The organism is Sporosarcina psychrophila, from assembly GCF_001590685.1.
Lineage (GTDB): Bacteria > Bacillota > Bacilli > Bacillales_A > Planococcaceae > Sporosarcina > Sporosarcina psychrophila.
This window is the reverse complement of the sequence record NZ_CP014616.1, coordinates 3,496,327-3,520,780: the sequence shown is the minus strand read 5'-3', so window position 1 is coordinate 3,520,780 and position 24,454 is coordinate 3,496,327. Positions and strand designations below refer to the sequence as shown.

The following is a 24,454-nucleotide window of genomic DNA, read 5'->3' as shown; positions in this document are numbered from 1 at the left end:
CCTTATTCACTTTATTAATCCACGATAGAAGTAGAAAGGAAGGTGTAGCTGTGAACATAAAAGAAGAGCATAAAGAAGAAATTATTTTCGATGAAGAGAAGTTGAAAGAGACACTTATCCAGCACAACATTAAATCTTTCCGAAATGAGTACCTACGCCTTCATCCGTATGACAGAGCGATATTTTACGAGAAAATCGAACCGGAACTCCGGGAAATCATCTATCAATACTTATCACCAAAAGAACTTGCGGAAATATTTGAGACGAGTGAAATTAGCGACGATGAATACAAACAGTTCCTTCAGGAGATGGACACGACGTATGCAGCAGACATGATTTCGTTCATGTTTGTCGATAACGCGGTAGATGTCCTGAATGAACTCGACAAATCACAAGTTGTCAGCTATTTGACGCTAATGAATAAAGAAGCCGCTGCTGAGATCAAAGCATTACTTCATTATGAAGAATATACGGCCGGGTCGATCATGACAACGGAATTTGTTACAATCCCACAGAATTCGACAGTCCGTTCTGCGATGACAATTTTGCGCAATGAAGCACCGAAGGCAGAAACAATTTATTATATATTTGTCGTTGACGATAATAATCGCCTGACAGGTGTTATATCGCTACGCGATTTGATCATTGCACATGAAGATACACTGATTAGTTCTATAATGAGTGAACGAGTCGTAAGTGTTCTCGTTTCAGAAGATCAGGAAGATGTTGCCAAGATGATCAAGGACTATAATTTCCTTGCCGTCCCGGTTGTCGACTTCCAACAGCATATACTTGGGATTATTACAGTCGATGATATTATCGATGTACTCGATGAAGAAGCATCAGATGACTACTCCAAACTTGCTGGGGTTTCCAATATGGATACATTCGATAAAAACTCATTCTCAGCTATGAAAAAAAGACTTCCATGGTTGCTTATTTTATTAGTACTCGGAATGCTTACTGCTAATTTAATAGACTTATTTACAGAAACAATTTCGAAAGTGGCACTTCTAGCTGCATTCATTCCTCTTATTGCGGGTACTGCAGGGAATAGTGGAACGCAAGCACTTGCTGTCGCAGTGCGCGGTATTGCGACAGGAGATGTTGAGGACGAAAGTAAATTCAAGCTACTTATCCGTGAAGCCGGAACAGGATTAATGACTGGTTTTATCTGTGCACTATTTGTAGTTGGTCTAATTTACGTTTGGAAGAATGAATTCGTAATTGGTCTATTAGTAGGTGCTGCCATTTTTGTCTCAATTTTTGTCGCAACGATTTCAGGATCATTCATCCCATTGCTTATGCATAAGTTGAAAATCGACCCTGCAGTTGCGTCCGGTCCTTTCATCACAACATTAAATGATGTTATTAGCGTTATTATTTATCTTGGTCTTGCAACGGTTTTCATCAGTGATCTTTAAATCACTGGTGAAAACCTTTTTTATTTGGGTGGATGTCTAGACTCCAGACGCCAGCCCCATGGGTCATAAGACGGTTTGCTGTAGGGGCTCTGTAGTTACGCATCCTCGTGCCTGCAAGGATACAGGTAAGTAGTCGCTGCGACAGGACGTCGCGAATTTAGACTACCTTCCTTTTCATCTACGCCTGTCGGGGCTAATCAGCGTCGTGCGCTTTTTTTATGAACATCCGTAAAATGGGCGCATATACTGTGTTAAAAAGGATGTGCTTAACATTTATCAAAATAAACCGTTATTGTTTGTTGACGGGCCACCAGTCTTTATTAAAGTTGCGATTATAGTGGAGGAGAGCACGTCAGTATTTTTACTGAACAATGAAGAGGAATTGGTGGTGGAAAATGAGGAACAGATAAGTGTTACCGAAGTCGTGCCAGTGAATCCGGGCATTCAACGTAAAATTATTTACTTAAGTAATTCGTTCCGTCGCCAAGCTTATCAGCCACTTCAATTTGTTCTAGAGGAAGAAACACTATCTGGAACGATTGAGAAGATTGAAGAAGAAACAGTATGGATTGATCTGGAAGGTGTCAATCATGAAATAATAGCCGTGGAAATGGGGAAGATTGAAGAAGTATTATGGCGTGGTAAGCCGTTTGATGAAATTAAATAAGAAAACGGAGGTGCCTTTAATTTAAGGACTCAAGGGCTAGGAGATGGAGTCTAGACACTGCTCCATGTGAAAAAACTATACTTTCTTATTATTGTAAAAAGGCAGGATGGGGAATCTCTCCGTTCTGCCTTTTTACAATGATGAAGAAAAATTAAAACACCCCAACAGATTGAAACTGTTGGGGTGTTTGGGCATTGCAGGGTATTAATTAATCTACGTCGCAAAAGTCGATATACGTATCTTTGATACATTGGATTCCACAGAAACAAGTCAAGTCTACTGTGATGCATGAATCTGTCGCACCAAACCTTGTAACTTTACAAAGTTCTTCAAGATCTAGCTTGCCGTTTTTAATAATGTCCACCGGATTATTGTTACTGTCTAACGGTGCTAGTACTTGCAATGTTGCGCAGCAGCCGTCAAAGACGTTTTGGACTCTGAAAAAAGTAGAGAAGCAATTGTGTAGGTAATGTCTTCGGCTTTCCGGACGGAACATTGCTTTGAACGGATCACCATTCTTCGTCAATAGCATGAAAACGCGTGTATTAACACGGTTACGTGCAGGGCTGGATATGCTACCAAGCGGAGCCATGAAACAATCTGTTTCACATTCTACACAGTCATCGTCTGTTCCAGCATCCTGTAAACGTTTGATGAACCTGACAACCTCACATACACAGTCATCTTGGTGCTTTCTTTCATTATCTTCTTCATTTCTTCCACATCCCATTAATTCCACCTCCATTTCTCAATTCTTTATACTTTATGCGGCAAAGTTCATAGTGTTAGGGCGCTTAGGTGAATAATGAATAAAGTTTAGTATGAAAAGGCATACTGTATAAAAATGGAGGGGACGCGTATCCGTAAATTTAGCCTTGTGTTTTTCGCAGTTGTCTTACTATCCGGCTGTTCAGGTAGCGGATTCCGGATTGACAACAATTCCAGTGAGGATCATGCGAAAGCCGAAGAAGTATTGATAAATGACAAACGTCTCACATCAGCGGTCACTGTTTTTCATGAAAATGACTTGCTAACTGGCGTTACGCTTACAACTTTTTCGCGCTTCAAAAAAGAAAAGATTGAAAAGGAGCTCAAGAAAAAATTAGAAAATAGCTACCCAGAGTTGGACGTTACCGTTTCAGCAGACAGTAAAATATGGATGGAAACGAACAAGCTCATTGATTTGGATGACAAAAAGGATCAGGGAAAAAAGATTGAAAAATTGAAATCGCTTATAAAGGAAGAGACATGATGGACGAAAAAAAATATGCGAAGTTAGAGAAAGAAATTTCCCCTAAAACACCATTGATGCGGAATATCATTTTTGCATTTCTGACGGGAGGCACTATTTGTTTGGTAGGCCAATTTGTGTCGCTATTTTATATGACTTATTTTGATTTCACGGAACGGACGGCTAGTAACCCGACTGTTGCAACGATGATATTTTTTGCGATGCTGTTAACGGGTTTTGGATTGTATAAGAAAATTGCCCAATTTGGAGGAGCGGGGAGTGCGGTTCCAATTACAGGTTTCGGCAATGCTGTCATTTCTGCTGCAATTGAACACAAGACGGAAGGGTATGTTCTTGGAGTTGGCGGCAACATGTTCAAACTAGCGGGTTCAGTCATTCTCTTCGGCGTTTTTTCGGCATTTGTTGTTGCACTCATTAAGACGATACTTGTGAAATTTGGTGTCGTATCATGGTAGCGCGCGGCCTGCTGACATTCAAAACGACCCCATCCATTGTGGCAACAGGTGTTACAGTTGGACCTTTGGAAAAGAAAAGTCTATTCGTCGATAAATTTGATAAAGTTTACGAGGATGAGCGCTGTGAAATGAAAACAAATGAGCATGGTCATGCAAAAATGATGGAAGATGCGTGCATGATTGCCTTAAGTAAAGTGGATTCTGTACCAAGCGACGCCGATTTCCTGTTAATTGGCGATCTTATTAACCAGATGACACCCTCAAATTTTGCGGCTACAACGGTTGGAATTCCCTATATGGGCCTATTTTCAGCTTGTGCAACGTCAGTATCTTCGCTTTTAATGGCTGCATTGCTGACAGAAACGGGCATGTCCACTTGCGCTATTGCTGGAGCATCTAGTCAGCATAATGCAGTTGAAAGACAATTCCGCTATCCGAATGAGTACGGTTCACAAAAGCCTGAGACATCTCAATGGACTGTCACAGCGGCGGGGGTAGCAGCTGTCGCACCTTATAAAAAAGGGTTTCCTTCTATAGAGTGCGGAACAATCGGATGCGCAATAGATCTCGGAATGACAGATCCACTGAATATGGGGGCGGCGATGGCACCGGCAGCGGCAGATACGCTTACCCGCCATTTAAAAGGTCACAATAAAGACGTGAAAGACTATGATGTAATCATGACAGGAGATCTTGGGAAAACTGGTTTTGAGTTATACAAAAAACTTGCGAGCAATCAAGGAATTGACGTGACTAAAAATTTCCGGGATGCAGGTAAAGAATTTTACGGTGCTGACGCATCATTTTTATCCGGGGCAAGTGGTGCAGGTTGTTCTGCCTCCGTTTTCTTCGCGGAAATAATTGATAAAATGAGTACGGGTGAATATAAACGGGTCCTTCTAATTGCGACGGGCGCGCTATTATCTCCGTTATCATTTCAACAAGGTGATACGATTCCGTGCATTGCGCATGCAATCGAATTAACAATGAAATGAGTGTGGATTATGGTTTCGATTTTCATTACAGCATTTATTGTAGGTGGTCTCATTTGCGTTGTGGGGCAGCTGTTGTTTGACGTAGCAAAACTGACACCGGCACATACATTGTGCATTTTGGTTGTTGCAGGTTCAGTGTTGGACGGGGTGGGTCTGTATGAGCCGTTTATCGATTTTGCTGGAGCAGGAGCAACGATACCAATTACTTCTTTCGGTAATGCCCTAACCCATGGTGCAATGGCAGAAGCTGAAAAACATGGACTGATTGGTGTTATGACAGGCATGTTTGAAGTGACTAGTTCAGGAATTAGTTCAGCGATCCTATTTGGATTCATTGCATCTGTTATTTTTAAATCGAAAGGAAAGGTTTAATAGTCATGCGCCCTCTTCCTTCTTCTCGTGTCTGCATAGGATACGAAGAAAGGAAGGGGGTATTATTATGTTTGGAGGATGTAATTCTTTCGGTGGCGGCGGATACGGCGGCGGAGGTTGTGGCGGTTATGAAAATGAAAAAGGCGGCGGTTCAACATTTTGCCTGATTGTGGTTCTATTCATCTTGCTTATCATTGTAGGCCGCACTTTTTGCGTATAAAAAGGGGGAGATAACAGATGAATGATTCATTTTTCCGGAAAATCGAATCAAAAACAGGCGTCCCGATGGAAGAAGTTTTTGCACTTGCAAATGCAATTCAATATGCAGATTTCAGTGATGAACGGCAAGTGAGGAAAATTATACGGAAAGTCGGAAGGCTCGCCAAAAAAGAAGTACCTCAACAGACGGAAGATGAGCTTGTTAATTCTATCGTCAAGAATGGCAAAGCGGTTAATATTAGTGATATTCAAGATATGCTTGGCCGACAATAAAATAAATTAATAAAAAAGCAGAATAATAGGTTTAATAATACTAACTTCTGGATATAGTAATAGTACTAGCAAAAATGGAGGTGTTAACGATGGGTTATATTTTACCAATTCAACCAATCCAATCTCAAATATATGCAAATCGATTGAGTATGGAAGCTTATAATTTTGCTTATATTGATCGGGTGAACAAAGTTAAGTTAAATTCAGACTTTTCGGATGAATTTAAAGAGTCCTCGCATCAAGAACGGGAAAGGGAGGAAGAAGAGGAAAAACCCATTGTAGCAGCACCTTTGGCATATCAAGGATTTGTCCGTCCCAATCCAGTTAATCTATCACCGGTGATCGCCAGAGTAGTAGGGAAAGGTATCGCGATAAATGCTTATGTCTAACTGATAATAAGAAAAAGGTTCGCATTGCTGTTATAAAGCAATGCGAACCTTTTTTATTTTAAAAAAGAAAGAATAAGTTTTTCTACTTAGGTAGGTGTCTAGCTCCAGGTGCCAACTGCTAGGAGGCCCACTGGATGTGGGGTCACGTAGCCATTGCCGTAGGACACGGCGTACTTAGGCTTTTCATATCATCCTTTTTTCCATTGCGCGATGCGGGATATCCGCATCCATAAATTCGGGTGAAGTAATGACATAGCCTAATTTTTCATAGAAAGGGACAGCATATGATTGTGCATTTAAAATAATCTTGTTCATACCCGTTGTTTTAGCATGTTCTTCAAGTGCATGCATGATAAGGTTTCCGAGATGTTTCCCGCGAAATTCCCCTAAAATGCAGACACGTTCAACTTTTCCGATTCCGTCGTTGATTTCCCTGATACGGCCTGCGCCGATTGGAGATTCTGATGAATAGACGACGAAATGTGCTGCAGTTTTATCGAAATGATCTAGTTCAAGGTCAAGTGGCACACCTTGTTCTTCCACGAACACTTTTCTTCTGACAGAAAATGCATCTTCTTGTTCAAGGTCAGAAGTTGCGAATCTTACTTCAAACAATTTTCAGTTATCCTCGTCAAGGCGGAATGTTTCATATACCGTCCATGAGCCGTCTTCAAGTTGATAAGTAAGGTGCAAACGATCAATTGTTTCAGTATGATCGACACCAATCATTTTCAGTTGACCAATGATATCATCGTGTTCGCCAGAAGAAAGTTTTTGAGCAATCGTCACGTGGGGAACGAATGCAAACTCAGGTTTTTCACCAAAGAAATCGTTGTTCAGGTCTTTATGCAAAGCAGCTAATTCATCGTTAAGGGTAGCCTTAAAATAAATTGTATTTGTGATAGGAGCGAATGTGCCCACTTTTGACACGTTTAATTCAAATGGAGTGTGTTTTTTAGTTACTTCTTTAATTGCCTTTGCAACTTCTTCAATTTCTTGATCGTTCGCTTCGAATACACCTTTAACCGTCAAATGCGGCGTGATTTGTGCATAATGCGGATCATATCTCTTTCTGTAAGCGTTTGCCAAGTCCTGAAGTTTCTTTGATGGGAAAGCAACGACACCGTATTTCATAATAAAAACCTCCTAGAATAATTGTTTTAGCTTTATAAATTTGATTATAGCAGAATACTTGAAAATATGTCCGTTTTGTCTGAATTAGTGACCAAAAACCATTTGAATGGCGCGGCGGACATCGGGTTGCCAATGCTTCCAGGTATGGTCTCCATTGAATTCATCATAGAAATAAGGGAAGCCTTTTCTTTCAAGTAATTCGTTTAATGTTCTGTTTGGCGTAAGGAAGTCTTGAACACCATCAACTTGCGTATTTACTTGGGTTTCTTCCTTTCCAATTACATGATAAATCGAGAAACGGGAAGGATCTTGTGAAGCTTCCACTTTTTCAAGCACAAAATCATTGACATAAGGGGAATGCAGAATCACTTTCCCGAATATATTGGGATACTTCGATGCAGTTAGAAGAGAAATCGTCGCCGCTAAGGAATCGCCGATAAGAGCCCTGCCTGCCCCAATCTGATATGTTGGATAATTGTCGTCGATATACGGAACAAGTTCATGAGCAAGGAAGCGGGTGTAGGCTTCACGTCGGTCCCCATCGGGATGATACATGCGCCTGCGTTCTTTGACACTCTTATAAGGAACACCAACTACAATGACGTTTTCAATTTCTTCGGCGTCAATTAATTCGTCAACGACCCGTCCTATACGGCCGAACTGAAAATAATCTTTCCCATCAGATGCAATCAGCACTGAATATTTATAGAGAGGTGAAAAGTTGTGGGGCAAATGAATGAGCAACTGCATTTCCTCATCAAGTGCTTTACTGTAAATTGATATATCTTCTATTTTTCCGTATTTCACTCTGGTTGCCTCCTCAAATTGCGTGTATATTGAAATTGTATCATATCGTTAAGGTCAGGTATAATAGTTGTGTTCTGTTTATATACTAACTATAAAAGGGGTTGGCAGGAATGCATGATGATACAAAAATTGTACATTCAAAAGTTGTGACTGAAGCAACGAAAGCGGCTTTGAAACGGCGCGGTGTGACGTTGGAAGCAATCGCTGAAATCGTCTATGAACTACAATATCCGTATAATAATGGTCTTACAATGGCCCACTGCATTGAATCTATCGAAGGTGTCCTTCGAAAACGGGAACTTCAGCATGCGATCCTTGTGGGAATTGAATTAGATGAACTGGCAGAACAGGGAAAACTGTCCGCCCCATTACAACAAATCGTTGAGTCTGACGAAGGTCTATTCGGGGTTGATGAAACAATAGCACTGGGTGCCGTGTTTACATATGGTTCCATTGCAGTAACAACATTTGGTCATCTCGATAAAAATAAAATGGGCATCATTAACGAACTAGACACGAAAAAAGGTCAAGCTATTCATACATTTTTAGACGATCTCGTTGCCAGTGTTGCTGCTTGTGCAGCTTCAAGAATCGCACATAGAACTCGCGATCTTCAAGAAGCGGGCGAAACGTTTGAAGATATTACACCTGAGGAAACGATGCCTGAAACGAAAGTGAAAGGTGCACAAATTTAGTTTCTTCTATATGATTGCCCGAAAGGATATTAACCATCCATTCGGGCATTTTTTTTTGCTTTAAGTTGAAGTAAACTATTTATATTTGGAAGAATATGAATGCTTTAAAATACATAATTACATACTATATCTCTATTAAATATATATACTTTTTATAAATTAAGTTGACAATTAAAATGTCAGTAGATAGAATGGCATACAAGCATGATTATTTAGAAAAAGAAAAACATTCAACGAACTTGGTTGTTATAGTGTTCGAGGTTGTTAGAAAGGAGAATGACATGATTTCATTTGAACAAGTTAACAAATATTATGGGGATTTTCATGTATTGAATGATATTAACCTCACGATGAATGATGGAGAGGTTGTAGTTATTATTGGTCCATCAGGTTCTGGTAAGAGTACATTGCTTAGATGTATAAACAGACTTGAGACAATTACAAACGGCATTCTTACCGTTAATGATATCGCAGTCAATGACAAGAAAACAGATATTAACAAATTGAGACGAAATATTGGAATGGTATTCCAACACTTTAATCTATATCCTCATAAAACAGTTCTGCAAAATATTACATTGGCACCGATCAATGTCTTGAAGCAGTCAGCAGAAGAGGCAAAAAAGACTGCGATGTATTACCTAGAAAAGGTAGGGATTCCTGACAAAGCTTCATCCTATCCATCTCAATTATCGGGGGGACAACAGCAACGTGTTGCCATTGCGAGAGAACTTGCTATGAAACCCGATATCATGCTTTTTGATGAGCCTACATCTGCGCTCGATCCGGAAATGGTCGGTGAAGTGTTGGATGTAATGAAAACGCTTGCAAAAGAAGGTATGACGATGGTTGTCGTTACACACGAAATGGGATTTGCTAAAGAAGTTGGAGACCGAATTGTTTTCATAGATCAAGGCAAAATTTTAGAAGAGGCAGTTCCGGTTGAGTTTTTCGAAAACCCGAAAGAAGAACGGGCGAAAGTCTTTCTTAGCCGTATATTAAATCATTAAAAACAAAAGGGGAGATGTGTTTATGTTTAAGACAAAAAAGTTTCTTTTATTAACGATAACTGCGCTTATGTCGGTTATGCTTTTGGCAGCTTGTAATTCAGGGGACGACAAAGCAGGTAGTAAAGAGGAAAACGTGCTCGAAACAATTAAAAAACGTGATAAAATCATTTTCGGAGTAAAATATGATACGAAATTATTTGGTTTAAAAAATCCTTCTACAGGCGACGTTGAAGGTTTTGATATCGATATTGCAAAACAATTAGCAAAAGATATTCTTGGCGATGAAACTAAAATTGAATTTGTAGAAGTAACGTCAAAAACAAGAATCCCATTATTAAATAAAGGCGATATCGATGCAATTATCGCGACAATGACAGTTTCAGAGGAACGTAAAAAAGAAGTTGATTTCTCAGAAATTTACTTCAATGCAGGCCAATCCCTACTCGTGAAAAAGGGAAGTCCTATTCAAAGTATTGACGATCTTACAAAGGATACAACTGTAATTGCTGTAAAAGGGTCTACGTCTACTGATAATATACGGGAAGCAGCTCCAGATGCACCCGTCTTAGAGTTTGAAAACTACGCAGAAGCTTTTACAGCACTTAAAGCTGGAAAAGGTGAAGTTTTAACAACTGATGATTCAATCCTTGCAGGAATGGCTTCTGAAGATGATTCTTTTGAAATAGTCGGGGAACAATTTACAGAAGAGCCTTATGGAATTGCTGTAAAAAAAGGGGAAAAAGAATTTGTAGATTCACTTAACACTTCGCTAGAATCACTAAAATCGAGTGGGGACTTTGATACTATTTATGACAGTTGGTTTGAAGGTTTGTTGAAATAAAATAGTGTTTCTATATTGAAGATGTATGGTTACATTAAATAGTTTGATCAGTCAGGATGGGCAATTAATGCCCATCCTAATTGAATTAAGTGAGGTGGAAAGATGCTGGATTTCTCAATTCTAATAAACTATTTCGATATGTATTGGAATGGATTTAAAGTCACGTTATTGATTAGTTTTATTGCGTTAATAGGGAGCTTTTTTATCGGTGCTATCGTAGCAGTTATGAGAATTGTACCGATTGCACCTCTTCGATGGATAGCCATCGCATATGTTGAGTTTTTCCGAAATATTCCACTGCTTGTAATTGTTTTTTTCTTTTATATTGCAACACCAAGCTTAGGGCTGCAACTCTCAGGTTTTACTGCCGGAACGATTGGATTAACCATTTATACGTCTGCTTTTATTGCGGAAGCAATTCGTTCTGGAATATTGTCAGTTCCCACAGGGCAGATGGAAGCTGCAAGGTCATCAGGTTTAAAATATGGCCAAACAATGAGAATGGTTATTTTACCTCAAGCAATAAAAATTGTAGTACCTCCTATTGGTAACCAATTTATTAATTTAGTGAAAAACTCATCTATATTGGCGCTTATTGCCGGTACCGAACTAATGTATCAGGCAGATCTCATATCAGCCAAGACTTATGTAGTCTTTGATGTGTACATATTTGTCGCTCTATTTTATTTAATCATTACCATTCCATTAAGCTTCGGCGTATCATACCTTGAAAAACGTCTTGCTAATAGCCATTAAGGAGGTGTCATAATGGATTTTTCAGGTGCATTTAGTCCAGATAATCTTAAGTTTTTAATGGAAGGCTTTTATGTTACGTTAAAAGTTGCCTTGATTTCAATTATTTTTAGCTTTATTATTGGCGGGGCAATCGGAACATTACGGTTTGCTAAAATACCTATCCTTTCAAAAATATTAGCGGCAGTTGTAGAAACAATCCGAAACTTACCGCTACTACTTATTATATTGTTTACTTATTTTGCACTTCCAGAGATGGGTATTAATTTAAGTATTACTGTTTCTGCTATTGTGGCATTGACTGTTTTTGAATCAGCCATGCTCGCTGAAATTGTTCGGGGTGGATTGAATTCTATTGAAAAAGGACAAATGGAAGCTGCACGTTCTTCAGGACTTACATACGTTCAAGCATTGAGAACGGTGATTTTGCCACAAGCTCTCAGAAGAATGGTACCAAACCTTGTCAGTCAATTTATTTCACTTCTAAAAGATACATCGCTGGCAGTAGTCATTGCACTTCCGGAACTGCTCCATCACGCAAAAATTATTCAAGCACAACAGCAAAGCTATGTGATTCCAATCTTCATTTTAATCGCACTTATGTACTTCGTTGTCAATTACGCTTTATCTTTAATTGCACGAAGACTAGAATTGAAAACTACTTAAATGATTTCTTTATAAATAAAAATCCCTTCGCTGTTATACGCGAAGGGATTTTTTGTTTGAGGAATTAGCGACTGATAATATATCCATGTCAGAGCGAGCATATAAGGTTTGCGATCGATCATATCCGTGTCAAACCGTGCATATAAGGTTTGCGCCCGATCATATAAGGTTTGCACCCGATCATATCTGTGTCAGACCGAGCATACAAGGTTTGCACCCGATCATATCTGTGTCAGACCGAGCATACAAGGATTGCACCCGATCATATCTGTGTCAGACCGAGCATACAAGGTTTGCACCCGATCATATCTGTGTCAGACCGAGCATACAAGGTTTGCGCCCGATCATAACAGTGTTATACCGAGCATATAGAATCTGAACCGTTTTAAAATCACTTCACCAATCTTTACTCGAAATGTAATAACTCAATTCGTTTTTGGACAACATCCATGCGATTGAGGACAAAGCGTCTTTGTTTGACTGCGATTTGAACCATGGTCCAGGATGCCACCTAGTGCAGCATGTGATGATTTCGATAGAGGTGAAATGGAAGAATAGTGTAATGGATAAAAGTTATAATAGGATAACGAGCCACTGTTCTTTTTTAATCATAATAATAAGGGTTGATGATTTAAATTGAATCGAACTACTTGGTACGCTGTATGCGGTGACAGCCGCACGTACGGAGTGAATGGGGGGAATTTGGAGGATAACCTCAAAAGCTTACCTGTCTGTATAAAGAAGGAATTATCGGATTCTATGTCGAATTAATAATAAAGGAGGTAGTTACTGTGGTTGAAATTTCAAATGGTATTGCAAAAAGAGAAATGAAAAGCAAAATGAATCAGTTGTTTGAGGACGAAAAGAATGGTCACCTTCATGTACTATATAAGTATAATGGGATTGAAAATTACATTATACAGGTTTTGAGTTATGTACAAGATGGTATTGCAGCAGGAGATTACGTGATTCTCATTGAGAATTCTCGTCTTTATCCTATTATTCGCAAAGAACTAAGTACACGTTTAACGAAAGATCAAATGGAATTCATACACTATGTAAATAGCCTCGAATTCTATTGGTCAAGTGGCAGTTATCATCCACCTTCAATCGCTGATTACTTCAGTAAGACAATTCAGCCCTATGTTGAAAATAAAATCTCTTTCCGAGCATGGGCACATGTCGAGTGGGCTACTATGGAAGAGCCACTGCATCTTATAAAAGATTTAGAGGTAATAGTAGACGAAGCTGTAAATCTGCTGTCGTTTCCATTGATTTGTGCATACGAAGGAAATAAAATGCCCGACTACCTCAAGACGAGTTTGATGGAAACACATCCTTATGTTCTACTGGAAGATGATTTTATCGTCTCGGAAGAATACCAGCCATCCAATGTAGTAAAATGATATTTATTATTTAACAAACAGGCGCGTTCGTATTAGTTTAACAGCAGGAAATCATTTATTGACGGTTGTTTTTGAACTGAAGGCTTGTAAAATTAAAGGCGACCTATCGTTAATCATTAGACGGGTCATCTTTTTTTATTTAAAAAAATAACCAATAAAAACTTGTCATTCAATGATTACTAATAATAAAAAACACAACCCAATAAAGGGTTGTGTTACTCTGTAACCCCTTATGCACAAGGGGTTAACGATATAGTCCCGACTGGAATCAATCCAGTCCTCTCCATGTCGATTTTGTATCCCCTAGATTATCAAGGGGTAGAACGTACTTTATCATACTGTGGACATTTAGTTGGTCGATTTTAGTTAGCCAATAGGCAATCGCATTTCAAATACTGATGATTGCCAGATCGAAATCCTTCCTCGTAAAGGGTTGCATCTGGACTTTGCTAGTCAGGTTCCTATTTAACTTTCTTTTTTTCCCTTGTCCTCACTAAATAATATGCATTAATCCAGGAAGCAATTGGTACAATCAGTGCGATACCAATACCTGCACTAAATATTGTAATCATTTCACTACCGAAAATCTTTGAATTTACGATTTCCCCTATAGAATAAGATAAGTCTTTAAACCACAAAAGCAATGCCATATAACCCCCAAAAAAGGCAAAAAACAACGTATTTGTATTTGACCCTAGAATATCCTTTCCAATGTTTATCCCAGATTTGAATAAGTCTCTTCTACTAATGGTTGGATGTTGGTTAAATATCTCAAGCATAGGGGAAGTAATCGAAATGGCTACGTCCGTAATAGCTCCGATTGTACTCATAATAATGACTGAAGCTGCAATTTTAACAAAATCTACACCAATATAAAGAGAAAATATGGTCAATTCATCGATTTCTTCTTCGCCAAACCCTTGAATCATCGTTAATTTCGTGACTTGATTGATAAAAATCAATAAAATAACAATTGTGATGGCAGTAGAAAGGAATGCAGTTTTTGTTTTACTGTTCACTTTATTGATGAAAAAAAGGTTAATACAACTAATGATCGTGCACCCAATAATCGTCAGGATAATTGGGTTTGCATTCGGATCTGCCATGATCAATGTGATAAGAAGGATGACACCAAAGTTTAAGAATAAGGAAATGAAGGACCGTGCTCCTTTTTTTCCGCCAATGACGATCATCAATATAAACAAAATGGCTGCTAGCCACACCAATACATTCATAATTTATGCCTCTTTCGATTTACAAAGAAGATAGAAGTGTATAAACCGATTGGAATTGCTAATACAATTCCAATACCACCAGCCAACGCTCGTGCCAATTCCAAAGAAAGGTTCATAGAAAGGGCAAATGACAGTGAAGTGTGGTTTTTTATATATAAAATAAGGACTGGTATGGATCCGCTAATGTACGCAAAGAACAAAATGTTAGTCATGGTACCCATAATGTCTTTTCCAATTTCTAAACCGGATTTCTTCAATGCTTTTGTCGATATATGATTGTCTTTCTCGTAAAGCCCGAATATAGAGGAAGACATTGTAATGGCGACATCCATCACTGCACCTAAAGAACCGACGAAGAGACCAGCCATGAATACCATTTCATAAGGGCGTGTCAGAAAGCTCATCTCCTCATATCGTAACCCGCTTCCTGCAGTGATCCATATGACCAGATAAGCAATCAGTAAGGAGATAAATGTTCCTAAAAGTGTTGCGACAATCGCAGCATATGCTTTTTCGTTAAAACCGTTCACGAGTAACAAAGAGGTGACGGTAAATAAAATAACGGTTATCCCGCATATCCAAAGTAAACTGATAGATGAATTGTTTACATAAACATCTAGTGCAAAAGATAATAAGAGGGCATTGACTGCTAAACTGACGATCGAAAAAAATCCTTGTTTTTTCCCAATTAGAAGTAAAACAAATATAAATACCCACATGATCATAACAATGTATTTATCACGTTTAATATCTTTTATACTTCCGGTTAAATCGCCTGATGCCTTTGTTTGCTCATCAATTGAAACAAACAAATCGTTTCCTACACGATATGCATGGTCATAAGCACCAGAAGTTGAATACTCGTTCGTTATATGGATTTGTTGTCCTTTTTCTTGTCCATTTTTAACCTCGGCGATGATTTGCTGTGTGAACAACTGGTCGCGATTGTTATGCATATCAACAACTTGAACTGAATCTTCGAGATTGGTCTCGATAATTTTAGCAATTGGTCGATCGTAAAAAGAATAATTGTATTGAACAAACAGTATAGAACCAACAAAACAAACTGCTATAATGCTGTACAAAACAATATTTTTGAGTAGCAATTTTTTTAATTTGTTTATGACAACATTCAAAGAAAAACCTCCGACTAATAGTTAGTGTCTATCGCATATAACAAAAGTATGCGGACAATTGTATAGTGAGAAATAAAAGTAAAGTGTTATGAAACAAAAAAGTACATAACGTTAAACTTAAATTTCAACAAAAAAGACTTGCCTGTCTCCCGAAATTTCTCTGCTTTAGTGTGTAGAATCAAATGCAGTGGAGGTCGAAAGGAATGCTGAAGATGTCTGAAGTCAATTGTATCAAATTAATGAGGAATCAAAAATCATTAACTACCAATAAAATCAAAAAACGTTAGGAATTAATTGGAGAACGGCAAAATAAGATAAAGACGCAGAACAAATCCCTGCTGAGAATGAAAGAAAAAGTTCAGGGATGCGGCGTATTCAATCACTTGCCAGAAAAGAATCAGGAAAATCATTTACTCGGGATGAAAATGATATTCAATTAGTTAATTGGGTTCCGAAAAAAATGAAGAGACTGTATTCACTAATGAAATAGAACTATTATTGCAATGTATCTTAAGTCAAAGGGGATTAAGTTTTAAGGGTTTGAGGTTAGGTCTATTATTTACTGTTTTACGTGCTTAAAAAAGACGCTATTATAGCAAATAATTGGTTGCTTTTAAATCCTGTTGGTGGCTATATTCTAGGAGCGATATTGCTAGGAGAACCTATATAAAAATCTCTATAATTGGAACAATACCGGTTTTATTCGGCCTAAATTTGTCAGAGAATTTTAGTGTAAAACCTTCTACAGCAGTAGTTACACAAGTTGCTAAAATGAGTAGTGAGTAATACAAGATGTAGTCTGAAAAATAGTATTGTACCAACGGTCAGTTTAGTTCAATAATGAATGGATGTTATACTTTAAAGGAATTATAAAAATTCGATGTTCTGTTATTTAATTAAATTCTGAGAATATGTTAGTGAGGTATTCAAAATAATGATGAAAATAGTACCCCCTAAGCCTTTTTTCTATAAAGGTGGAGAGAAAGCCGTTTTACTATTACATCCTTTTACAAGCAATACGATTGATATGAAAAAGTTAGGGAGGTATTTGCAAAAGAACAATTATTCTTGCTACGCACCATTATACAGTGGACATGGTTTAACAGCAGAAGAACTTCTCACACATAGACCGTCAGATTGGTGGCAAGATGTACTAAACGGTTACAAGTTGTTGAAGGACAAAGGTTTTGAAAAAATAGCTGTGATTGGTCTTTCTCTTGGTGGTGTGTTTGCATTAAAAGTTGGTCAAGAGTTGGAGATAAATGGTGTTGTGACAATGTCAGTTCCAATACATAGGGAAGCTAATTTTCTACAAAAACGTGTCTTTCATTATGCAAAAGGATACAAACAACTGGAAGGAAAAAATGAAGAACAAATAAAAATGGAGAAATGAAACGTCTTCAAAATATTTCTATCGATTCATTAGTTGAGTTCCAACAGCTAATTGATATAACGATGGATAAATTAGCACTTTTAACATCACCAATTCGCATATTATATGGTGAGTTAGATGAGCCATTGTATAAAGAAAGTGCAGAGGTAATTTTTCAAAGCGTTGCGACGAATCAAAAAACAATGAAGGGGTACCCGAACTCTAAACATTTAATGACATTAGGCACGGATATAAATGACGTGAACAAAGATATACTTACATTTTTAAATGAATTAACTTGGTAATTTTAATGAATCTTCAACTAACAGTAGCTTTACTTCAAGAAGGAGTAAAGCTGTTTCCTTATTCAACTCCCCCCAATTTAAAAAAACAATAAAAAAAAGACCTCCAAGCACAAGGCCTGAACGTCTTTTTTATGGAAAAACCTTTGTTCCTAAAGGTTTTCTTCGGGTTTGGCACCCAATGGTCCCGACTGGGCTCGAACCAGCGACCCCTACCTAGTCGATTTTGTATCCCTTAGTTAAACTGGTTAAGCTGAATTAGTTGAGGTTAAATAAGTTTGATTTAATAAGGTTTTAGTGAACAGGTAAATTAATTCAGTAAAATAAGTTTGGTACAGGAAATTAATTATGCGGACAAATTGCGGACAAGAAAGTAAGCAGGTGGTCTGTATTACTTTTTTGAATAAATCTTTATACTACAACAGTTTTATTATTAGAAAATGTTACTCGTAATCCGAGTAGGGAATGATATTTCACATTACCAAATATGTTTAGACATTACGGGAATGTCGTAACTTAGAAAAACGGATTCACATGCTAATTATGGATAAATTCGAATGACCCCCATGACTTTTCGAGAGGGTTTTTCATCTACTCACCGTTGAGGTCAATCTGCATAACTATTCAGTTAGTCAGGCCTGACGTTCACCAGAAAGCCCGTTAACTCAATAATGTATATTTGATGCATACAGAAAGCAAAGTGTCGTAGGAGATGAAATGAGGGGTTATAAGGAGGCATGGCGCATGATCAACTGCCGAGAACTGGCGTTATGTTAACCTGGTGTGTATGGACTATACAAGCCCGTTCAGCGATTGATTCGATGTTATGCTGATTAATCTCGAAAAACTGGATAATTACTGTAATATTAGATTGAAAAGGAAGTGAAATAACATATGAGCAAAAAAAAACGGCTCGGAATATTCGTTATTGCAATGTTGATAACTATGTTTGTTATTACCCCTTTATTTGGAAATCCATTATTTCCCTTATTTGATATTCTTGGAAGGTTATCGAAGTAGTTTAATATAATTTTGAGATTACGAACGAACAAGGTAAATTGTTCTTAATCAACGGGGGGGAGGGGCTATATTGAAAACTCGAAAAGGTCGTCTAATTACATGGGGTATATATTTTTTGTTATTTACCATATTATGCGTTTATTATTTTTCCAATAAGTTTTACACATTTAATACACCAGAACAAAATGTAAAAATGATTAAATTAATGATATATGTATTTCTTATTTTTATTATTACGTTATTTGGAGAATGGTTTAGAGCTTTTGAAAAGGATAGCCCAAAATATAAAAAATACTTTTTTCAAAGTTTAGCGGTTATTTGGGTTCTACTTTTACTGATATTCTTTAAGGATATGTTTTTCGTTTTTTTTAACTAATGGGTGCTTAGTTGGAGAATCGGCTGCCTTTACAGGGCAGTTTTTTTATTTAATTAAAGGGATAACTGGGGGGATGACGACTTCCGTGAACGGGTGTTATGTCTACTAGGGGTGCATGCAGCATACAACCTTGTTCAACTAACGGGGCAGGTTAGTTCAATAAGAAAATAATTAAGAGGAACATTAGAGCAATATATAAGTGCTTAATACTTATCAAAAATAATTGATTATACTTCAGTATGATTCGATTAAAGAATCGTACTTTTTATTTTGTAATTTTCATTAAAAAGTGTTCACTTTTTTGTTTCTTATGAGTCTTATAACCGAATAGGAGGTGTGTAATTGAGTAAGCAGGAGGAACTGTACTTAGTTTTACAAGAAAAAACAGCAATCATTTTTAAATATTTAATTAAAAATGGTGCAAATCCCAGGGATGCTGAAGATATTATCCAAGAAGCCTTATATAAATTTATTTTATATATTGATTCAATTGACCCAAACAAAGCTTATAGTTGGCTATTTCGAGTAGCAATTAACCAGTACTATGATTTATGTCGTAAGCAGAAAAAAGAAGTGAATGTACCTTTTGAAGGCTTTGAGTTTGTAGACGATTCACTTTTACCAGAAGACTATGTTCAACAGACGGAAATGAAAAAAGAAATTCATAACATACTAAATCGGCTTTCCCCCTTACATAAACAAATACTCCTGTTGAAATACATGCTTGGATTAAGTTACAAAGAAATTGCGGAGATGCTGGATTTAAATCCAGGAACCTTAAAAACATATCTATTTCGTGCAAGGAAATCCTTTAAAGAAATATATAGGAAGGAGCAAACAAAACATGACAGACTACAAAGAAAGTAAAGAGGAATTAGAGCTAAATGAACTTTTTGAAGGAAATTCGACCAGTAACATTTCAAAGGTAGTAAGGAAGGCAAAAAGAGGGACGATTCTTCGAACCATTGCAATTTCCACATTGGTAATCGTTTTTCTAAGCATCACTTTAGGTTTTACGTGGCTTTCAATCATGAGATGGAGTGAACAAAAGGCAATTCGGGATATTCGACAATTTAGCATGATAACCAATCCAAACGTAGAGGAAGCGGGTGTGCTAATAGAGGGGAATGGCTTATTTGAGGGTATTTTAACCTTTAACCGATACAAAGAGATTGAAGGAATCCCAGTAAATTGGAGTGATTATGTTGTTACTTATAGCCTCTTTGGTGGAGTCAGCCGTTTCACTGGTGACCATTCTCCAATACAAATTCAAAATAAAAATAATGGTCAAATGCAACTTTATGATCCTGGGACAAAGCAAAGAATGATGAAATTTTATCATCCTGAAGTGAGGTACAGTGAAGTTAGTGATGACTTAGCTGTTCTAAGTGAATTCTCGGACGACACTCTCGTGGAAATGGCGTTATCATTTGACCAAAAATATTCACCTGAGGAAGTAAGAGAAGGAATTCCAAAAGGTATTACGCTTAAGTGGCACTGGACTGATACTTATTCAGAGACGGACATAGAGAGGTTGAATGTTGAAAATATCAAAGTGGAAAATGGAGATACGACGATCAAAGTGGAAGCTTTACCTGAAATGGCTACTGAAGTATATGGGTTTGAGGAGTCTTCCGAATTTGAGCGACTGTTTATCCAATACATTGAAGGAGGGTTAAGCGAGAAAGATGGAAAATACTTTGGGGAATTTGAACGGATTTATCTCAATATGAAAGGTGATTCTTCAACTCTAACTGCAGACAACCTAAACATAATAGGTGCAGTGGTTACAGGAACAGCCTCAGACTTAAAAGCATTGAAAGATGTAGATATGATTCGAGCTTCTGTACTTGGAGTTATAGCAAATCCCACTAAATAGTTTTTTCTTCTTCAACTAACGGGTGCTTCGTATTATAAGGTTAACCAGTTTTTACTGGTTGACCTTTTTTTAATTGGATTTAATATATCAGTAGCCAGGGTAGGACGTAAGGGTGCGTGGGGCATTGATCCCGTCAAGTAAACTGTCCACCCCCTACTTGTAGAAACATGTTTGAGGCTGGTTGGGACGTAGATCTCGTATAACAAGCGAAGCTATGACACTACAAGAAGGATTAGGGGTACTGGCAAGTAGAAATTAGAGGAGGAATAAAAATGAATCCAGTAGTTGGCCTGGATGTGGCAAAAGGAGAAAGCCAAGTTCAGGCATTCTTAGATAAATCAAAACCGTTTGGAAAGAGCTTTTCTGTGAAGCATACCAGAGAGGAATTACATCGCTTTATTGGATTTTTAAAAGAGATAGAAAAGATGACAGGACAAATGCCTATGGTCATTCTAGAATCCACTGGTCATTATCATACCCCCGTTGTTCAATTCATGGAGGAACATGATGTTATATATATCTTGCTTAACCCTATAATTTCTTATCAGGCTAAGAAGTCCAGTTTAAGAAAGGTGAAAACGGACGCAATCGATGCGTATCAGTTGTGTGTGCTTTATTACAAAGAAGATTTTGAACCTCATAAAAACAGAGGGCTTCAGCTTTTAGACCTTCGAAATCTTTCAAGACAACAGGAGATCGTTACGAATATGTATGTAGAAGCAAAACTTCAGTTTCATACTATTTTAGATCAAGTATTTCCTGAATATCGGAAGGTTTTTGGTGATCTATATTCAAAGGTTTCTTTATTGATGTTAGAGGAATTTCCGACTTCAGAAGCCGTCTTATCAGCTGGGGAAAGTAAAATAGCCGTGCGTGTTGCAGAGTACTGCCCTAGTCGTTCTGTCCAATGGGCAAGAGAAAAGGCAAAAAAAATAATGGATGCCGCAATGCGAAATCCATTTCAAAAAGTCGTGTATCAAAGTCACTTAATCAATCTTCAAATGTATATTGAGATGCTTTTTCAGTACCAAGGACACCTTTCAATTTTAGAGAATCGTATTGTGACCTTGGCAAATGAGCTAGAAGACTACAAGATTGTCCAATCGATTCCTGGAATAGGAGAAAAAATCGCTGCAACGATTATCTCCGAAATTGGTGAAATCGATCGGTTTAGTCATCCGAAAAAACTGGTTGCCTTTGCAGGAGTAGATCCCAGAGTTTACTCATCAGGAAAGTTCACAGCAACAACCAACCGTATTACTAAAAGAGGTTCAAGCAGACTGCGTCACGCCTTGTATCTAGCAGTATTATGTGGAATAAGAAGTTCAAGGAACAAAAAGCTTAAAGAATTCTATGATAAGAAAAAGTCAGAAGGAAAGCCTGCCAAAGAAGCGATTGTAGCCTGTATTAATAAATTACTTCATTGGATTTATGCATTATTAAACAGAAAAGAATCTTTCCTTGATATAGCTTAATTAACAGTTTTAATAATGAGAGAGAAAATCTTCCAAAAGGTTTTTGGAGGGCTGTTTGGCATGCTCAAAATAGTATAACATAGGGTTAATAATTATTTTAGAGAAAAATATTGACATCCTATTAGCTGGTTTACTTGAAGATTGTTGAGCTGCTTAGACGGCTCTTTTTTCTTGTTCAACTAACGAAGCAGGTTAGTTCAATAAACTTATGCTGAATTTCCTTTTAATCTGATATGATTTAACTATCAGGTTCCTGTCTAGAGAGGTGATAATATGAATGAGTTTATCGTTAGAGGCAACCAAGGTTTTATACGTTTTGAGTTGATAGAAGTTTTTGGATTTCCTAAAGACACAAGTCATAATGGTGGTTATGATGCTAAAGCAATAGTGGAAATTAAGAGTGGAAAATATTATGTACAAGGTGAACTGTGGTTTACCACAGGAGAAGTATTTGAGTTTTATGACCAATTAAAAAGGTGTAATAGCGAACTAAAAGGAGAAGCCACCTTTTGGAGTTCCGAGGCGAACCTCAAGATAGATATTAAATTTAACAATCTAGGGCAAATTATAATACAAGGGTATTTTAAAGAACAATCAGGTAAAGATAATGAGTTACAATTTGAAATGGATAGCGACCAAAGCTTTATCCCTTCAACACTAGAAGAATTAAAGGAATTTGTATCTTATTATGGAGATATGAAAGGTGTACAAAACAATTAGTGCCTTGTATGTAGGGTAAAACCGATTGTTCTTCAACTAACGGGGTGCTTTACTTCCAGAAGGAGTAAAGCCTTTTTCCTTATTGAACTAAAGGGGCAGTTTAGTTGAACAAGAGGAATCTAAATCGCTTGGAGAAATAGATAGAATAAAAGGGGATGAAAACATGGGAAGAAAGTTTAGTGAGTTTTCCATTATATTGATTGTTGTTGGTATTTTTGTTGCATATATGGCATTCCCACCGATTAATATTACTATTTTGGGTTGGTGGGGAATATTCATTGGCTTTGGTATCTATCTTACAGGCTTAGTACTTGGTATCTGTGCTTTCTTTAAGAAAGAAAAAGGGTTTATGAAGTATATCTCGTTACTTTCCATTTCATTAGGTGTTTTATTTATTGCATTTCTCTATGCAATCGTCGGTAGAATTTAACGAAATTAAATTGATGACATAATTATACTAACGGGTCATTTTTCATTGTATTATTTACTATTAATTGTGATTTAACTGATATCTATTTTATTCATTACGATTTTCATATATATTAAAGGGATAATAAGGGATTTTATGTTTAAATAATACCGAAGGGAGAGAAACTTATTGCAAATTTTTCTTTATATAACTTTAGCTACAATCATCATAGTTAGCATTTCATCATCTATTCTTCGAAAAAAGAGTTATCCCAAGTATTGGATACCTAGTGTTCTATTATTAGGAATATCGTTTGTAATCGCTGTCGTAAGCTTTTTCACAATGGACGACGGCTGGGCATCAATGAGTTTTTTCTTTATGTTTATTAGCATTACAATAGGTTCGCTTATTGGCACAGCTATTTCAATGCTTACAAAATTCAAGACGGTCTAACATCAAAAAAGCAGAACGATTTCTCGTTTTGCTTTTTTGATACACTTTCTATTGGTGTGTTGGGAACCTAGTTATTCCACTAACGGGTGCTTTAGTTGAACAATCAGCTGACTTTACAGGGCAGCTTTTTCTTATTAAATACTTCCGTGAACGGATTTTATGTAAACCTGCTGTGTATGGACTATACAAGCCTGTTCAGCGATCGAATCGCTGCTTCTTGTTGAACTAACGCGGCAGGTTAGTGCAACAAGAAGCAAATGGAAAAAGCATTCCAGAATGGTATACTTTATGTTGCTAAGGAGGCAATGCTTTGAATAGATTCCGCAAAATAATAGGGATTTTATTTCTTATAGTAAACTTCTGTCTTATATGGGTTTCTACTATAATCGCTGAAATTGTTGTTCAGCTAAGTAGGCTTGATGAGAGTAAAGGGTATATGTTAACCGAAGCTGAAGAATTTATGCTTTTTCTTATTATCAGTATCCCAATGTTATTGATACAATTTCTTTTTTTACTTTTTGTTTTGTTTTATCTTAAAAAAAAGCTATACAAAAAATCTTCAATCATACTGAACTTAGTAGCACATTTCCTTCTTTCTTTGTGGTTTGTCTTTAGTGTGTATCAATTTACAATTAATGGTTACTAAGATGACAGGTGCTTCAATTAGGGGTTAAGCACCCACTTCTTGTTCAACTAAAGAGGCAGGTTAGTTGAACAAG

30 protein-coding genes are annotated in these 24,454 nt (G+C 37.2%); 24 read left to right on the top strand and 6 right to left on the bottom strand.

What is annotated here, in order from left to right:
* Positions 1-50: 50 nt before the first annotated feature.
* Positions 51-1,424: a magnesium transporter gene (gene mgtE / locus AZE41_RS16830; RefSeq protein WP_231885702.1), complete on the top strand. Its 1,374-nt coding sequence runs from the start codon at positions 51-53 to the stop codon at positions 1,422-1,424.
* A 262-nt stretch (positions 1,425-1,686) separates the two neighbouring features.
* Positions 1,687-2,091, top strand: coding sequence for a hypothetical protein (locus tag AZE41_RS16825; RefSeq protein ID WP_197485333.1), 405 nt, complete (start codon positions 1,687-1,689; stop codon positions 2,089-2,091).
* A gap of 208 nt (positions 2,092-2,299) precedes the next feature.
* Here AZE41_RS16825 and AZE41_RS16820 read toward each other — a convergent pair whose 3' ends face one another.
* Entirely contained in the window at positions 2,300-2,821 is a 522-nt protein-coding gene (locus AZE41_RS16820) for a CotY/CotZ family spore coat protein (RefSeq protein ID WP_067211835.1), read from the bottom strand.
* Between the two features lie 114 nt (positions 2,822-2,935).
* Here AZE41_RS16820 and AZE41_RS16815 point away from each other — a divergent pair, with 114 nt between their 5' ends.
* The 7 genes from AZE41_RS16815 to AZE41_RS16790 all read left to right on the top strand — a co-directional run bounded on the left by AZE41_RS16815 (position 2,936) and on the right by AZE41_RS16790 (position 6,046).
* Positions 2,936-3,343, top strand: coding sequence for a hypothetical protein (locus tag AZE41_RS16815; protein ID WP_156476079.1), 408 nt, complete (start codon positions 2,936-2,938; stop codon positions 3,341-3,343).
* Positions 3,343-3,798, top strand: a complete 456-nt coding sequence (spoVAC, locus tag AZE41_RS16810; protein ID WP_067211830.1) for a stage V sporulation protein AC — start codon at positions 3,343-3,345, stop codon at positions 3,796-3,798. The genes AZE41_RS16815 and spoVAC overlap by 1 nt, the downstream gene beginning before the upstream one ends.
* Positions 3,792-4,793 carry a beta-ketoacyl-[acyl-carrier-protein] synthase family protein gene (locus tag AZE41_RS16805; RefSeq protein ID WP_067211827.1) on the top strand — a complete coding sequence of 334 codons (1,002 nt, stop codon included), beginning with the start codon at positions 3,792-3,794 and terminating at the stop codon, positions 4,791-4,793. Before spoVAC ends, AZE41_RS16805 begins: the two co-directional genes overlap by 7 nt.
* A 9-nt stretch (positions 4,794-4,802) precedes the next feature.
* Positions 4,803-5,165, top strand: coding sequence for a stage V sporulation protein AE (spoVAE, locus tag AZE41_RS16800; RefSeq protein WP_067211825.1), 363 nt, complete (start codon positions 4,803-4,805; stop codon positions 5,163-5,165).
* Positions 5,166-5,232: 67 nt separating this feature from the next.
* Entirely contained in the window at positions 5,233-5,385 is a 153-nt protein-coding gene (locus tag AZE41_RS22325; protein ID WP_082786662.1) for a YjcZ family sporulation protein, read from the top strand.
* Positions 5,386-5,402: 17 nt separating this feature from the next.
* Positions 5,403-5,657: a stage VI sporulation protein F gene (locus AZE41_RS16795; protein ID WP_067211824.1), complete on the top strand. Its 255-nt coding sequence runs from the start codon at positions 5,403-5,405 to the stop codon at positions 5,655-5,657.
* 89 nt (positions 5,658-5,746) lie between these two features.
* A complete protein-coding gene (locus AZE41_RS16790) occupies positions 5,747-6,046 on the top strand; it encodes a hypothetical protein (protein WP_067211822.1) in 300 nt (99 codons plus the stop codon).
* Between the two features lie 183 nt (positions 6,047-6,229).
* On the opposite strand, the gene AZE41_RS16785 is transcribed toward AZE41_RS16790, so the two are convergent.
* From AZE41_RS16785 to AZE41_RS16775, 3 genes are all read right to left on the bottom strand, one after another.
* Positions 6,230-6,661 (bottom strand): GNAT family N-acetyltransferase, encoded by a 432-nt coding sequence (locus AZE41_RS16785; protein WP_067211821.1) that lies wholly within the window; start codon positions 6,659-6,661, stop codon positions 6,230-6,232.
* A 3-nt stretch (positions 6,662-6,664) separates the two neighbouring features.
* Complete coding sequence (locus AZE41_RS16780) at positions 6,665-7,180, bottom strand: YjcG family protein (RefSeq protein WP_067211818.1); 516 nt, start codon at positions 7,178-7,180, stop codon at positions 6,665-6,667.
* A gap of 84 nt (positions 7,181-7,264) precedes the next feature.
* The gene (locus AZE41_RS16775; RefSeq protein WP_082786660.1) at positions 7,265-7,987 is read right to left on the bottom strand and encodes an alpha/beta hydrolase; all 723 of its coding nucleotides are present in this window, start codon (positions 7,985-7,987) and stop codon (positions 7,265-7,267) included.
* A 110-nt stretch (positions 7,988-8,097) separates the two neighbouring features.
* Between AZE41_RS16775 and AZE41_RS16770 the strand changes: the two genes are divergently transcribed.
* The 6 genes from AZE41_RS16770 (at position 8,098) to AZE41_RS16745 (ending at position 13,358) form a co-directional block, all read left to right on the top strand.
* Positions 8,098-8,682, top strand: coding sequence for a phosphatidylglycerophosphatase A family protein (locus AZE41_RS16770; RefSeq protein ID WP_067211817.1), 585 nt, complete (start codon positions 8,098-8,100; stop codon positions 8,680-8,682).
* A gap of 281 nt (positions 8,683-8,963) precedes the next feature.
* Entirely contained in the window at positions 8,964-9,692 is a 729-nt protein-coding gene (locus AZE41_RS16765; protein ID WP_067214032.1) for an amino acid ABC transporter ATP-binding protein, read from the top strand.
* Between the two features lie 22 nt (positions 9,693-9,714).
* Complete coding sequence (locus tag AZE41_RS16760) at positions 9,715-10,533, top strand: transporter substrate-binding domain-containing protein (protein ID WP_067211814.1); 819 nt, start codon at positions 9,715-9,717, stop codon at positions 10,531-10,533.
* Positions 10,534-10,635: 102 nt separating this feature from the next.
* Positions 10,636-11,289, top strand: coding sequence for an amino acid ABC transporter permease (locus AZE41_RS16755; RefSeq protein ID WP_067211812.1), 654 nt, complete (start codon positions 10,636-10,638; stop codon positions 11,287-11,289).
* A gap of 12 nt (positions 11,290-11,301) precedes the next feature.
* Positions 11,302-11,952: an amino acid ABC transporter permease gene (locus AZE41_RS16750; protein WP_067211810.1), complete on the top strand. Its 651-nt coding sequence runs from the start codon at positions 11,302-11,304 to the stop codon at positions 11,950-11,952.
* A gap of 791 nt (positions 11,953-12,743) precedes the next feature.
* A complete protein-coding gene (locus tag AZE41_RS16745) occupies positions 12,744-13,358 on the top strand; it encodes an MEDS domain-containing protein (protein WP_335339506.1) in 615 nt (204 codons plus the stop codon).
* Between the two features lie 461 nt (positions 13,359-13,819).
* Here the strand turns inward: AZE41_RS16745 and AZE41_RS16740 are convergent, their stop codons facing one another.
* Together AZE41_RS16740 and AZE41_RS16735 are read right to left on the bottom strand one after the other, a co-directional pair.
* Positions 13,820-14,593, bottom strand: coding sequence for a YibE/F family protein (locus AZE41_RS16740; protein ID WP_067211806.1), 774 nt, complete (start codon positions 14,591-14,593; stop codon positions 13,820-13,822).
* Complete coding sequence (locus AZE41_RS16735; protein ID WP_067211804.1) at positions 14,590-15,729, bottom strand: YibE/F family protein; 1,140 nt, start codon at positions 15,727-15,729, stop codon at positions 14,590-14,592. The genes AZE41_RS16740 and AZE41_RS16735 overlap by 4 nt, the downstream gene beginning before the upstream one ends.
* 934 nt (positions 15,730-16,663) lie before the next feature.
* On the opposite strand from AZE41_RS16735, the gene AZE41_RS23360 reads away from it, so the two are divergent.
* The 9 genes from AZE41_RS23360 (at position 16,664) to AZE41_RS16690 (ending at position 24,381) form a co-directional block, all read left to right on the top strand.
* On the top strand, positions 16,664-17,122 hold the full coding sequence (locus AZE41_RS23360) for an alpha/beta hydrolase (protein ID WP_231885701.1): 459 nt from the start codon (positions 16,664-16,666) through the stop codon (positions 17,120-17,122).
* Positions 17,119-17,406, top strand: a complete 288-nt coding sequence (locus tag AZE41_RS23355) for an alpha/beta hydrolase (RefSeq protein WP_231885700.1) — start codon at positions 17,119-17,121, stop codon at positions 17,404-17,406. The genes AZE41_RS23360 and AZE41_RS23355 overlap by 4 nt, the downstream gene beginning before the upstream one ends.
* Positions 17,407-19,141: 1,735 nt before the next feature.
* On the top strand, positions 19,142-19,666 hold the full coding sequence (locus tag AZE41_RS16720; protein WP_067211798.1) for an RNA polymerase sigma factor: 525 nt from the start codon (positions 19,142-19,144) through the stop codon (positions 19,664-19,666).
* Complete coding sequence (locus AZE41_RS16715; protein WP_067211795.1) at positions 19,644-20,678, top strand: anti sigma factor C-terminal domain-containing protein; 1,035 nt, start codon at positions 19,644-19,646, stop codon at positions 20,676-20,678. Before AZE41_RS16720 ends, AZE41_RS16715 begins: the two co-directional genes overlap by 23 nt.
* A 272-nt stretch (positions 20,679-20,950) precedes the next feature.
* Complete coding sequence (locus tag AZE41_RS16710) at positions 20,951-22,153, top strand: IS110 family RNA-guided transposase (protein ID WP_067211792.1); 1,203 nt, start codon at positions 20,951-20,953, stop codon at positions 22,151-22,153.
* A gap of 273 nt (positions 22,154-22,426) precedes the next feature.
* Entirely contained in the window at positions 22,427-22,873 is a 447-nt protein-coding gene (locus AZE41_RS16705; protein ID WP_067211789.1) for a WapI family immunity protein, read from the top strand.
* Between the two features lie 163 nt (positions 22,874-23,036).
* Positions 23,037-23,303, top strand: coding sequence for a hypothetical protein (locus tag AZE41_RS16700; RefSeq protein ID WP_067211787.1), 267 nt, complete (start codon positions 23,037-23,039; stop codon positions 23,301-23,303).
* A 168-nt stretch (positions 23,304-23,471) separates the two neighbouring features.
* Positions 23,472-23,735 (top strand): YesK family protein, encoded by a 264-nt coding sequence (locus tag AZE41_RS16695; RefSeq protein ID WP_067211784.1) that lies wholly within the window; start codon positions 23,472-23,474, stop codon positions 23,733-23,735.
* A 310-nt stretch (positions 23,736-24,045) separates the two neighbouring features.
* On the top strand, positions 24,046-24,381 hold the full coding sequence (locus AZE41_RS16690) for a hypothetical protein (protein ID WP_067211781.1): 336 nt from the start codon (positions 24,046-24,048) through the stop codon (positions 24,379-24,381).
* Positions 24,382-24,454: the final 73 nt, after the last annotated feature.